Raw genomic sequence first — 11,106 nt, 5'->3', positions numbered from 1 at the left:
GTGCCCGCGCCGGGATCGCGCGCCCCCACGGGCTGCCGCCCGTTCGGGGCGGCGGACGGCGTGGTCCCGGCAGGCGGTGCACCGGGATTGACCGGACGTGGCTGTTGCCCGTCGCCCGCCTGCGGTTGCTGAGCCCGTTCGAGGAACCTGAGCAGCTCCACGGGGAAGGGGAGCACGAGCGTGGAGTTCTTCTCCGCCGCGACCGCGACCACCGTTTGCAGCAGCCGCAACTGGAGGGCCGCGGGCTGTGCGGACATCTGGCCCGCCGCCTCCGCGAGCTTCTTCGATGCCTGGAGTTCGGCGTCGGCGTTGATGACACGGGCGCGGCGCTCACGGTCGGCCTCGGCCTGCCGGGCCATGGAGCGTTTCATCGTCTCCGGCAGGGAGACGTCCTTGATCTCCACCCGGTCGATCTGGACGCCCCAGCCCACGGCCGGGCTGTCAATCATCAGTTCAAGGCCCTCGTTGAGCTTCTCCCGGTTGGACAGCAGATCGTCCAGGTCGCTCTTGCCGATGATCGAACGGAGCGAGGTCTGCGCCATCTGCGAGACCGCGAAGCGGTAATCCTCGACCTGGATGACCGCGCTCGCCGCGTCGATCACCTTGAAGTAGATGACCGCGTCGACCCGGACGGTCACGTTGTCCCGGGTGATCCCGTCCTGGGCCGGCACCGGCATCGTGACGATCTGCAGGTTGACCTTACGGAGCCGGTCCACACCGGGGACGATCATCGTGAGTCCCGGCCCCCTGATCTCCTCGCGCAGCCGGCCGAGCCGGAGCACCACCCCTCGCTCGTACTGTCTGACGACGCGGACCCCCGCGACTGCGAACAGACCGCAGACGGCGAGCACCGCGACGATCGCGATCACTAGCACCTGGACCATGACGGCCCCCTGCCACTGGCACGGCACGCAACGGCACCCGGACGGAACCGTCGCCTATTAACACGTTATGCCCTTTTCGCACCCCTAGGGAACCTCAGGCTCTCCCGGATGTCGCCCGGTCGGCCCTCCCCGGGTGCCGGGCCGCGCCGGAGCGGGCAGCGTGGCATGCGCCCGTACGAAATCTCCGTACCGGCACCCCACGCCGGACCTCCACGCCGGCCCCGCAGCACCACAGCACCACAGCACCACAGCACCACAGCACCACAGCACCCTGATGATCCGGACGAGCAGACGAGGACCCGCCCATGTCCGTGACAGCGACGTTCCACCGCCGCCTCCGCCGTCCCCGCGTCGCCGCGGGGGCCGTCCTGCTGACTCTCACCGCGCTGGGCGCCTCGGGCTGCTCGGGCCTCGGCCGCACGGCGGTCGGGCCGGTCATCTACACGACCGAGCGCGACGTCGAGGTGATGGAGAACAGCCCGCTGGTGCGGGGCTGCCACCCGCTGCCCGGGGGTGCGAAGGCCGTCGACAACAACACCCTCATCGACATGATGCTGTACCGCTCCCGCGACTGCACCGGCGAGGGCAGTACCTACCTGTCCACCCGGCTCACCGACGTGGACGCCCCGAGCACGCCCGTCTGGCGCAGCTACACCCTCGTGCACTGACCGGCCCGCAGCGGGTACTACCGCCGCACCCGCCGCGGGCCGGGCCCCGTACCGGCCCAGGGGGATCGATCCGCGCGTTCCTGGTACGGGAGCAGCCCGCCGACGGCTCAGTTCGCGGGGTAGCGGTCCGCCGGCCAGTCGACCGGCCCGTCGAACTGGCGGGAGAGGTCGTCGGCGATCCTGCTGATCAGGGTCAGACCCTCGGTGCGCACCAGCCAGTCGGCGGGCAGCGCGGCGTCCCCGTGCAGCGCGCCGAGCAGATTGCCGCAGACGGCGCCGGTGGAGTCGCTGTCCCCGGAGTGGTTGACCGACAGCAGCAACGCCGCCGCGACGTCCTCGGGACCCGGCAGCGCCAGCGCGCAGTACACGGCGATGGCGAGTGCCTCCTCGGCGACCCATCCGGCGCCGAGTGACTCGACGCTCTCGGCGGTCGGGGCTCCGTCGGCCGCGCGGTCGACTGCTGCCCGCAAGGCCGCCGTGGTCTCCTCGTGGCCCGGGTGGCGCGCGGTCAGCTCCATCGCCCGCAGCACGGCGCCCGGCATCGACTCGCCGTCCAGGAGGTACGCGACGATCGCGGCGAACGCCCCCGCCGCGAGCGCTCCGGTCGGATGGCCGTGAGTGATCTTCGCGCAGTGGGCGGCGAGCGCGAAGGCGTCGGCCGGGGACTCCCCGGTCAGCCCGAAGGGGGCGGACCTCATCACGGTGCCGCAGCCCTTGGAGTCGGGGTTCACGGGCCCGGGTGCTCCGGGAGCGTCCCGCTCGCTCGGCACGTGCCCGGCGGCGAGTCCGGTCAGGCACGCGTTTCCGGGGGCCCGACGCGCGTAGAGCAGCTGCTGCCGGCGCAGCCATCCGGTGCGCACCGTGTCGTCACCGCCGCGGGCGGGAGGCGACGGGTGGTTCTGGGTGTCGAGCCAGCGCCGGTAGGCCGCGCGCACCGTGCCCACACGTCCGGCGCGGCCGGCCCCGGCCTGGGCGCGGATCAGCCCCTCCACCGTGAAGAGGGTCATCTGGGTGTCGTCCGTGATGCGGCCGAGGACCCCTTCGGGGTCAGGCACGAGGCCGCGGACACCGAGCGGTCCGTGGGCCCGTTCGATACCGGCCAGCGGGAGGAACTCCACCGGGTTGCCCAGCGCGTCGCCGATCGCGCCGCCCAGCAGACAGCCCCGCACCCGCGCCCTGCGGACCGCACTGCCGATATCCGTCATGAACATCCCCCTCCGGTGCTCCGCACTGACGACGGCACGGGTCCATGCTGGACATGAGGTGATGCGACATGCGTACCGGCAGTGAACCCGTGACCGCGCGCAGTCCGCTGCGCATGCGGCTCTGGCTGAGTCTATGGGGCGTCGCCTGGACCCTGTTCGGAGTGGTCGCGTTCTCCCTCGCCGATCGTCCCGGCTGGGCGGTGGCGTGCGGTGTGCTGCTGGCCGTGACCGCGGCGGACTTCGCGGTGATCGTCCACCGGATGCGTCAGGGCTCCCGCTTCCAGCCGGGCGGGGACGTCCCTCCGTTCGAACCCGACCGCGGCGACGGGCGGACGCACCGGCCGTGGACGTGAACTCCGCGAGCCACCGGGGCCCGGCGGGAATCCCGTGAGCCGGCCGGTGAGCCGCCAAAGGCCGGACGCCTCCCGGGACCCGTCAGCCGCGGCTGTCGAAGCGCGCGGCGCTCAGGTACTCCGGGTTCGGGTCGAGGGCCGCGGCGAGCCGGAAATGGCGGGTGGCCTGCTCCGGCCGCCCGGCTCGCTGGAAGGTGCGGGCGAGCGCGAAGTGGGCGAAGGCGTTGTCCGGTTCGCGCTCCAGCACCAACTCGAATTCCAGCTCTGCCGGGCGCAGTTGGGCCGCCGCGAAGAAAGCCCTGGCGCGCAGCAGCCGGGCGGCGGTGTTCTCCGGGTGGGCGGCGATCACCGAGTCGAGGAGCTTCACCGCACCCTGGGGGTCACGCGCGGCCAGCAGTTGCTCGGCGGCGCGGAAGTCGATCACGTGGGTTTCCGGGTTCCGTTCGGGCACGGTCCGATCCTTCCCTTGGCTCGCCGGTTTGCAACGTGCGGCGGGGGCGCGCTATTCCGTGGACTCCGCCGGGCCGCTGCCCGCCCGCCGGGTGAGTTCGTCCCACACCTTGCGCACCTGCGGTTCCAGGTCCGTGAGGGGGCCGTCGTTGTCGATCACGAGACCGGCGATCGCGAGACGCTCCTCGCGGGTGGCCTGGGCCGCCATCCGGGCGCGGGCGTCGGTCTCCGTCATGCCGCGCAGCCGGACGAGCCGGTCGAGCTGGGTGGCAGGGGTGGCGTCGACGACGATCACCAGGTCGTAGAGGGGGGCGAGGCCGCTCTCGGTGAGCAGCGGGACGTCGTTGACGAGGACCGATCCGGGTCCCGCGGCGCGTTCCAGTTCGGCGGTCCGGTCCCTCACCAGGGGGTGGATGAGGGCGTTGAGGGCGGCGAGCCGGTCACTGTCGCCGAAGACGATCGCGCCGAGGGCGGGCCGGTTCAGGCTGCCGTCCTCGTGGAGCACGCCGGTGCCGAACTCCCGCACGACGGCGGCGAGTCCCGGCGTTCCGGGGGCGACGACCTCGCGGGCGAGGCGGTCGGCGTCGATCAGTACCGCCCCGTATTGGACGAGCAGCCGGGATACTTCGCTCTTACCGGCACCGATGCCGCCGGTCAGGCCCACTTTCAGCATGGGCGGCAGCCTACGGGGCCGGGTGGGCGCGCGTCCCACCCGGTGGCGGCTGCCCGGCGCACCGGGTCGGCATGCCGGACAGCCGCCGTCAGGCGTCGCCCTCGCGCTCGGCGAGGAAGCGCTCGAATTCGAGGCCGATCTCGTCGGCCGACGGCAGGTCCACCGGTTCGGCGACGAGGTTGCCGCGGGTCTCGGCGCCCGCGATCGCGTCGTACTGGTGCTCAAGTCCCTCGACGAGGGCGACGAGCTCCTCGTCGCCCTCACCGATCTGCCGGTCGATCTCGGTCTGGGTGCGGTGCGCGGCGGTGCGCAGGGAGTGCGCGACGGTGGGCAGCACCAGACCGGTGGCGGCGGTGATCGCTTCGAGGCTGGTGAGCGCCGCGTCCGGATAGGCGGAGCGGGCGACGTAGTGCGGGACGTGCGCGGCCACACCGAGCACGTCGTGACCGGCCTCGGCCAGCCGGTACTCGACGAGCGCGGCGGCCGAACCGGGGACCTGCGCCTCGTCGAACGGGGTGCTGTGGCCCGGCATCAGGTCGACGCGGTTGCCGTGCGGGGTGAGGCCGACCGGGCGGGTGTGCGGGACTCCCATCGGGATGCCGTGGACGGTCACCGAGAGCCGGACGCCGAGGCGTTCGACGATCTGCTCGACGGCTGCGGCGAACCGCTCCCACTCCACGTCCGGTTCGGGCCCGGAGAGCAGGAGGAAGGGTGCGCCGGTGGCGTCCTGGACGACACGGACGTCCAGCGTCGGGGTCTCGTACGCCGTCCAGCGGTCGCGCCGGAAGGTGAGCAGCGGGCGCCGGGCGCGGTAGTCCACGAGGCGGTCGTGGTCGAAGCGGGCCACCACCTGGTGGGGCAGCGACTCCAGCAGTCCGTCGACGACCTGCTCGCCGGTCTCACCGGCGTCGATGTACCCGTCGAAGTGATAGAGCATGACCAGACCGGCCGACTCCTGGGCAAGCGCCATGTCGACGACGGCCAGCCCCTTCGGCTCCCATTCGTACAGACTCTGCGGATCAGGCACAGTTACCGCTCCTCCTCGTGTTCCTGAGGGAGAACGCCCAGGGGGGCACGGACATTCCCCGTCCGTGCCCCGTCATCGGGTGTTTACGCGGGCGCGGGCACCGGCGTCACGCGAGCACGCGGCTGTGCAGCGCGGTCACGGCCTTGCGGGCCGAGGTGAACGCCCCGTGCTGCCAGGCGTCCGTGTTGCTCAGATAGTCGCCCGCGAAGTAGACGCGGCCGGCCGCCTTGTTGAGCGGAGCGAAGGCGGCGGCCTCCGGCCCCCCGGCCAGCGAGTGCCAAGCGGCCTCCAGGTGGGGGGTCTGGCGCCAGTGGTGCGAGAAGGACGAGGCGAGTTCGGTCCGGTACTTCTCTCCGTGGATCTTGACGCCCTGGGCGAGGGCGCGGGCCTCACGGTCCTTCGGCGCGAGCGCGGCGTAGGAGTCGGCGTTGGTGCCGGTGTTGTAGTAGCCGATGATCAGACCGCGGTCGCCGTTGTGGCCGTAGGACGGGTACCAGATGTGGGAGAGGTCCATGTCGGTCTCGGTGATGCCGCCGTAGATCCGGTGGTCGGTCTCCCACCAGCGGCTCTTGTACTCCAGGCCGATCTTTCCGGCCGAGGAGGGCTTGCATCCCTCCAGTGCGGTCTGCACGGCGGAGCCGAGGTTGTGCGAGGTCTTGGCCAGGATGTTCGGGGGCAGCGCCGCGACGCAGTAGTCGGCGTCGATGGTGCGGGTGCGGCCGTCCTGCGTGTAGGTGACGGTGACGCCGTGCGGGGTGTCACGGATGTCGGTGACTGCGGCGCCGGTACGGATGCGGCGGCTGCCTATCGCCTTGGTCAGGGCCGCGGGTATCCGGTCCATGCCGCCGACGGGCTGGAACATCAGCATGGCCTGGTCGTACTCGAATTCGAAGGAGAAGTAACGGCCCACGTTGGTCGAGAAGATCTCGGAGGCGGTCGGCACGTCCCCGAGCAGCTCACCGGGGGTGCCGACGGCGGCGGGGTCGACACGGTAGCCGCGGCGCGGGCTGCCGGTGTATTCGAGGGTGTCGCCGATGTCGCCGAAGTCCTTCAGGAACTCCAGGAGCTTCTCCTGGTCCTCGGCGGTGATCTGACGGTCCAGGGCGCCCATGTCGGTGGCCTTGGCGAGGAGTTCGGAGACGTAGCCGTACATGTCGGCCTTGGCGGTGCGGTAGCGCATCGGGGCCTTCATCCCGGTGCGCTCGTTGAAGATGTAGGCGTTGGCGTTCACGTTGGTGAACACCTCGACGGGGACGCCGAGTTCGCGGCAGTAGTCGAGCGTGACCATCCACTGGGGAATCCGGCCGGGACCGGCGTTCATGTACTGCCCGTCGTGGAACTTGGCGGTCTGCTTGTTCCCGTACAGGTCGGTGGTGGTGTCGCCGCCGCGGATCGTCGTGTTGCGGCCACCGGTGAAGGCCCGGGCCTCCAGGACCGTACAGTCGTAGCCCGCCTTGCCGAGCTCGTAGGCGGACGCGAGGCCGGCGATGCCGCCGCCGACGATGACGACCTTCGCCGCCGCCTTGCCCTTCAGGTTGAAGTCGCCCTTGCTCGGGGCCCGGAACTCGGGTTCGCGGCTCGCGGCCTGCGCGGTGGGGGCCAGACCGAGGGCTCCCATGGTGGCGAACATGGCACCGGCGCCACCGGTGAGGCCGACCTGACGCAGGAAGTTTCGGCGGCTCGAACCGGCCGCGGCACCGGTGGGCGTGCTGGATGTAGAGGTCATGTCCCGACTCCTCCGTGGATCTTGGCGATGCCGGAATCCTGACGGGTACGTGTTACGGCCCGTCAGTTACTCGTGTATCTCACATGTTTCTCTCGCGGGAGAACACGAACCGATATTCGGGCAATGGTCCAGACCTTGACGCTCTCCCGTCGGCCCACCTAACGTCTCGGGGCAACACGTTCAGCTCCTTGCGCCCGATTCACGTACGAGAAGTCTGGACCCTCCGGGAAGGCACCTCCATGCGCACCCGCACCCCTCTCGCACCGCTGCTCGCCGCCGCCCTCGTCACCTGCGGCCTCACCCTCGCCTCGGCCGGTCCGGCCGGGGCCGCCGGCACCGTCGACGTCAGCACCGCGAAACAGCTCAAGGCTGCGCTCGCGGCAGCCGTCCCCGGCGACACGATCCACCTCGCGGACGGCATCTACACCGGCAACTTCAAGGTCACCGTCCCGGGCGTCGCCGACGCCCGTATCACCCTGACCGGCTCCGCCGGGGCGGTCCTCACGGCAAGCGGGGGCTACGGGCTGCACCTCAACGGTGCCTCGTACTGGACCGTCGAGGGCGTCACCGTCGCCGGAGGTCAGAAGGGCATCGTGACCGACTCCGCGAACGGCGTGGTCATCGACTCGGTGACCGTCCACGACCTCGACATGGAGGGCGTGCACTTCCGTACGTCCAGCAAGGACGGGGTCATCCGGAACTCACGGATCTACGACACCGGCCACGACGGGCGCGGCATGGGCGAGGGTGTCTACGTCGGCACGGCGGGCGACCTCACCGACAACAGCGACCGGGTCCTGATCACCGGCAACGTCATCGGCCCCGGAGTCGGAGGCGAGAACGTCGACATCAAGGAAGGCACCACCGGCGCCCGGATCATCGGCAACACCTTCGACGGCAGCGGGCTCACCGGGGCGAACTACGACGACTCCTGGGTCGACGTGAAAGGCAACGGCGTCCTCGTCCAGGGCAACACCGGCTCCCGCACGACCAACACCGGCTACGAAACCCACACCCAGCAGCCGGGCTGGGGCTGCGGCACGGTGTTCCGGGACAACGACTCGGATCTCACCGGCGCCGTCGGTGCCGTGCGACTGGCGATCAACGTCACCGCGAACACGTCGGAATGCACCACGACCGTGTACGCCGACAACACCGTGACCGGCGGCCTGGGACTGACGAACATCGGTGTCACCCCCTGAACGGTACGGCCGGCCCGCTCTCCCCGGGACATGCGTGAGGCCCGCCCCCCGAAGGGGACGGGCCTCATGCCGTACCTACGTCTACTGCTACCGCCGTCCGTCAGCGGCTGCCAGGGTCAGAGCTTCAGCTCTGGCCACCGGCCAGCTTCTCGCGCAGGGCGGCGAGCGCCTCGTCCGACGCCAGGGCGCCGGAGTTGTCGGCCGACTCCGAGGAGTACGAGCCGCCGCCACCGCTGCCGCCGGAGGCAGCCGGGGCGCCGGCCGGGGCGGCAGCGCCCTCGGCAGCGGCGGCCTCGTCGGCCTCGCGGGACTTGATGACCTGGGCCTGGTGCTGCTCGAAGCGCTGCTGCGCCTCGGCGTACTGGGTCTCCCAGACCTCGCGCTGCGCCTCGAAGCCCTCGAGCCAGTCGTTGGTCTCGGGGTCGAAGCCCTCGGGGTAGATGTAGTTGCCCTGGTCGTCGTAGGACGCGGCCATGCCGTACAGGGTCGGGTCGAACTCGACCGAGGCCGGGTCGCTGCCGAAGGACTCGTTGGCCTGCTTCAGCGAGAGGCTGATCCGACGACGCTCGAGGTCGATGTCGATGACCTTGACGAAGATCTCGTCGTTGACCTGGACGACCTGCTCCGGGATCTCCACGTGGCGCTCGGCCAGCTCGGAGATGTGGACCAGGCCCTCGATGCCCTCGTCGACGCGCACGAACGCACCGAACGGAACGAGCTTGGTGACCTTACCCGGGACGACCTGACCGATCTGGTGCGTCCGGGCGAACTGCTGCCACGGGTCTTCCTGCGTCGCCTTCAGCGACAGGGAGACGCGCTCACGGTCCATGTCGACGTCGAGAACCTCGACGGTGACTTCCTGGCCGACCTCGACAACCTCGGACGGGTGGTCGATGTGCTTCCAGGACAGCTCGGAGACGTGAACGAGACCGTCGACGCCACCCAGGTCCACGAAGGCACCGAAGTTGACGATCGAGGAGACGACGCCGGAGCGGACCTGACCCTTCTGCAGGGTGGTGAGGAACGTCTGGCGAACCTCGGACTGGGTCTGCTCCAGCCAGGCGCGGCGGGACAGGACCACGTTGTTGCGGTTCTTGTCCAGCTCGATGATCTTCGCCTCGAGCTCCTTGCCCACGTAGGGCTGGAGGTCGCGGACGCGACGCATCTCGACGAGCGACGCCGGCAGGAAGCCACGGAGGCCGATGTCGAGGATGAGACCACCCTTGACGACCTCGATGACGGTACCGGTGACGATGCCGTCCTCTTCCTTGATCTTCTCGATGGTGCCCCAAGCACGCTCGTACTGCGCGCGCTTCTTCGAGAGGATCAGGCGGCCTTCCTTGTCCTCCTTCTGGAGAACCAGGGCCTCGATCTCGTCGCCGACCTTGACGACCTCGTTCGGGTCGACGTCGTGCTTGATCGAGAGCTCGCGGCTCGGGATGACACCTTCGGTCTTGTAACCGATGTCGAGGAGAACCTCGTCGCGGTCGACCTTGACGATGACACCTTCAACGATGTCGCCGTCGTTGAAGTACTTGATCGTCTCGTCGATCGCCGCGAGGAACGCGTCCGCGTCGCCGATGTCGTTGACCGCAACCTGCGGAGTGGTGGCGGTGGTCTCGGTGCTGCTCGTCATGTGGGAAAGGGCTCCGGTACGGACAGTGAGTCGTAGGTACTGCTACGCCGTGAGCCCTTATCGCCTCTGCAGAAGCCGGACAGCCGGGAAAGTGCCCGACCCGTCTCCGGGAGACACCTCGACAACCGAGGGGACATGCAACAGACGCGAGCGCGGCCTGCTAGGTCTGAGGCGCGCAGGCTCGCAGCGCAACTTGTAGCATACGGGGGCAGCCGGACACGGTCAATGCGCGAAGGCGCACACGCAGGGCGCAACCGGTCATATCCGGCACAACTCGGCCACGTCCAGGCCGTATCCGAGCCGGACACGGCGCCGAGAATCCCACGCGTCGCCGGAAGCCGGCGCGACGAGCGGACACCGCACGGACACTCCCCGCACCCCGCCGCGCGCGGCGGGTAAAGGCAAACTACAACGACGGACACGATGAGCCAAGAGACCTACGGAACCGAACCCGAAGCGACCCGCCGCGAAGCGGGCGACCCGGAGAGCAGCCGGGCCAGTCGCGGCTGGTGGGACCGGAACGCGGACGAGTACCAGAGCGACCACGGGGCGTTTCTCGGCGACGACCGGTTCGTCTGGGGGCCGGAAGGGCTCGACGAGGCGGAAGCCGGGCTGCTCGGTCCCGCCGCCGCTCTCGGGGGGCGCGACGTCCTGGAGATCGGCGCGGGAGCAGCGCAGTGCTCCCGCTGGCTGGCAGCCCAGGGAGCCCGCCCGGTGGCCCTGGACCTCTCCCACCGCCAACTCCAGCACGCCCTGCGGATCGGCGACGAGGTGCCGCTGGTGGAGGCGGACGCCGGGGTGCTGCCCTTCCGGGACGGCTCTTTCGACCTCGCCTGCTCCGCCTACGGCGCCGTCCCCTTCGTCGCCGACCCGGTACGCGTCTTCCGCGAGGTCCACCGGGTCCTGCGGCCCGGCGGGCGCTGGGTCTTCTCCGTGACCCACCCGATCCGCTGGGCCTTCCCCGACGAACCGGGACCGGAGGGCCTGTCCGTCGCCGCGTCCTACTTCGACCGTGTCCCCTACGTGGAGCAGGACGAATCGGGCGAGGCCGTCTACGTGGAGCACCACCGGACACTGGGCGACCGGGTCCGTGACGTGGTCGTGTCCGGCTTCCGCCTCGTCGACCTGGTGGAACCGGAGTGGCCGGAGTGGAACCACCAGGAGTGGGGCGGCTGGTCACCGCTGCGCGGAAACCTCATCCCGGGCACGGCGATCTTCGTCTGCGAACGGGACTGACCCGACAGGCACCGCCCGGCCGCCCGCGCGCCGCGCACCGCCCGGC

At 70.4% G+C, this 11,106-nt stretch carries 11 protein-coding genes; 4 read left to right on the top strand and 7 right to left on the bottom strand.

The window, feature by feature from the left end; genetic code table 11:
- The coding region (locus ACWD3D_RS25715; RefSeq protein WP_451463157.1) for a slipin family protein at positions 1–884 on the bottom strand (884 nt) is incomplete at its 3' end.
- A 305-nt stretch (positions 885–1,189) separates the two neighbouring features.
- Here ACWD3D_RS25715 and ACWD3D_RS25710 point away from each other — a divergent pair.
- A complete protein-coding gene (locus ACWD3D_RS25710) occupies positions 1,190–1,552 on the top strand; it encodes a hypothetical protein (RefSeq protein WP_451463156.1) in 363 nt (120 codons plus the stop codon).
- Positions 1,553–1,659: 107 nt separating this feature from the next.
- On the opposite strand, the gene ACWD3D_RS25705 is transcribed toward ACWD3D_RS25710, so the two are convergent.
- A complete protein-coding gene (locus tag ACWD3D_RS25705; RefSeq protein ID WP_451463155.1) occupies positions 1,660–2,757 on the bottom strand; it encodes an ADP-ribosylglycohydrolase family protein in 1,098 nt (365 codons plus the stop codon).
- Positions 2,758–2,825: 68 nt separating this feature from the next.
- On the opposite strand from ACWD3D_RS25705, the gene ACWD3D_RS25700 reads away from it, so the two are divergent.
- Entirely contained in the window at positions 2,826–3,110 is a 285-nt protein-coding gene (locus tag ACWD3D_RS25700) for a DUF6343 family protein (RefSeq protein WP_451463154.1), read from the top strand.
- 82 nt (positions 3,111–3,192) lie between these two features.
- Here the strand turns inward: ACWD3D_RS25700 and ACWD3D_RS25695 are convergent, their stop codons facing one another.
- The 4 genes from ACWD3D_RS25695 to ACWD3D_RS25680 all read right to left on the bottom strand — a co-directional run bounded on the left by ACWD3D_RS25695 (position 3,193) and on the right by ACWD3D_RS25680 (position 6,890).
- On the bottom strand, positions 3,193–3,561 hold the full coding sequence (locus tag ACWD3D_RS25695; RefSeq protein WP_451463153.1) for a tetratricopeptide repeat protein: 369 nt from the start codon (positions 3,559–3,561) through the stop codon (positions 3,193–3,195).
- A 51-nt stretch (positions 3,562–3,612) separates the two neighbouring features.
- Positions 3,613–4,233 (bottom strand): dephospho-CoA kinase, encoded by a 621-nt coding sequence (coaE, locus tag ACWD3D_RS25690; protein ID WP_451463152.1) that lies wholly within the window; start codon positions 4,231–4,233, stop codon positions 3,613–3,615.
- Between the two features lie 88 nt (positions 4,234–4,321).
- On the bottom strand, positions 4,322–5,260 hold the full coding sequence (locus tag ACWD3D_RS25685; RefSeq protein WP_451463151.1) for a PAC2 family protein: 939 nt from the start codon (positions 5,258–5,260) through the stop codon (positions 4,322–4,324).
- A gap of 106 nt (positions 5,261–5,366) precedes the next feature.
- Positions 5,367–6,890 (bottom strand): flavin monoamine oxidase family protein, encoded by a 1,524-nt coding sequence (locus ACWD3D_RS25680; RefSeq protein WP_451463158.1) that lies wholly within the window; start codon positions 6,888–6,890, stop codon positions 5,367–5,369.
- Between the two features lie 335 nt (positions 6,891–7,225).
- Between ACWD3D_RS25680 and ACWD3D_RS25675 the strand changes: the two genes are divergently transcribed.
- Positions 7,226–8,188, top strand: a complete 963-nt coding sequence (locus ACWD3D_RS25675; protein WP_451463150.1) for a right-handed parallel beta-helix repeat-containing protein — start codon at positions 7,226–7,228, stop codon at positions 8,186–8,188.
- A 124-nt stretch (positions 8,189–8,312) separates the two neighbouring features.
- On the opposite strand, the gene rpsA is transcribed toward ACWD3D_RS25675, so the two are convergent.
- Positions 8,313–9,824: a 30S ribosomal protein S1 gene (gene rpsA, locus ACWD3D_RS25670; RefSeq protein WP_328722284.1), complete on the bottom strand. Its 1,512-nt coding sequence runs from the start codon at positions 9,822–9,824 to the stop codon at positions 8,313–8,315.
- 423 nt (positions 9,825–10,247) lie between these two features.
- Here rpsA and ACWD3D_RS25665 point away from each other — a divergent pair, with 423 nt between their 5' ends.
- Entirely contained in the window at positions 10,248–11,060 is an 813-nt protein-coding gene (locus ACWD3D_RS25665) for a class I SAM-dependent methyltransferase (RefSeq protein ID WP_451463149.1), read from the top strand.
- The last annotated feature ends 46 nt before the right edge of the window (positions 11,061–11,106 follow it).

This window comes from Streptomyces sp. NPDC002690 (assembly GCF_053592415.1).
This window is presented reverse-complemented; position numbering and strand designations above follow the sequence as displayed.

What these genes read in the sequence shown, in the direction of transcription:
- coaE (WP_451463152.1), bottom strand. Translation starts at nt 4,233, where the DNA reads ATGCTGAAAGTGGGCCTGACCGGCGGCATCGGTGCCGGTAAGAGCGAA.
- rpsA (WP_328722284.1), bottom strand. Translation starts at nt 9,824, where the DNA reads ATGACGAGCAGCACCGAGACCACCGCCACCACTCCGCAGGTTGCGGTC.
- ACWD3D_RS25700 (WP_451463154.1), top strand. Translation starts at nt 2,826, where the DNA reads ATGCGTACCGGCAGTGAACCCGTGACCGCGCGCAGTCCGCTGCGCATG.
- ACWD3D_RS25680 (WP_451463158.1), bottom strand. Translation starts at nt 6,890, where the DNA reads ATGTTCGCCACCATGGGAGCCCTCGGTCTGGCCCCCACCGCGCAGGCC.
- ACWD3D_RS25710 (WP_451463156.1), top strand. Translation starts at nt 1,190, where the DNA reads ATGTCCGTGACAGCGACGTTCCACCGCCGCCTCCGCCGTCCCCGCGTC.
- ACWD3D_RS25705 (WP_451463155.1), bottom strand. Translation starts at nt 2,757, where the DNA reads ATGACGGATATCGGCAGTGCGGTCCGCAGGGCGCGGGTGCGGGGCTGT.
- ACWD3D_RS25665 (WP_451463149.1), top strand. Translation starts at nt 10,248, where the DNA reads ATGAGCCAAGAGACCTACGGAACCGAACCCGAAGCGACCCGCCGCGAA.
- ACWD3D_RS25675 (WP_451463150.1), top strand. Translation starts at nt 7,226, where the DNA reads ATGCGCACCCGCACCCCTCTCGCACCGCTGCTCGCCGCCGCCCTCGTC.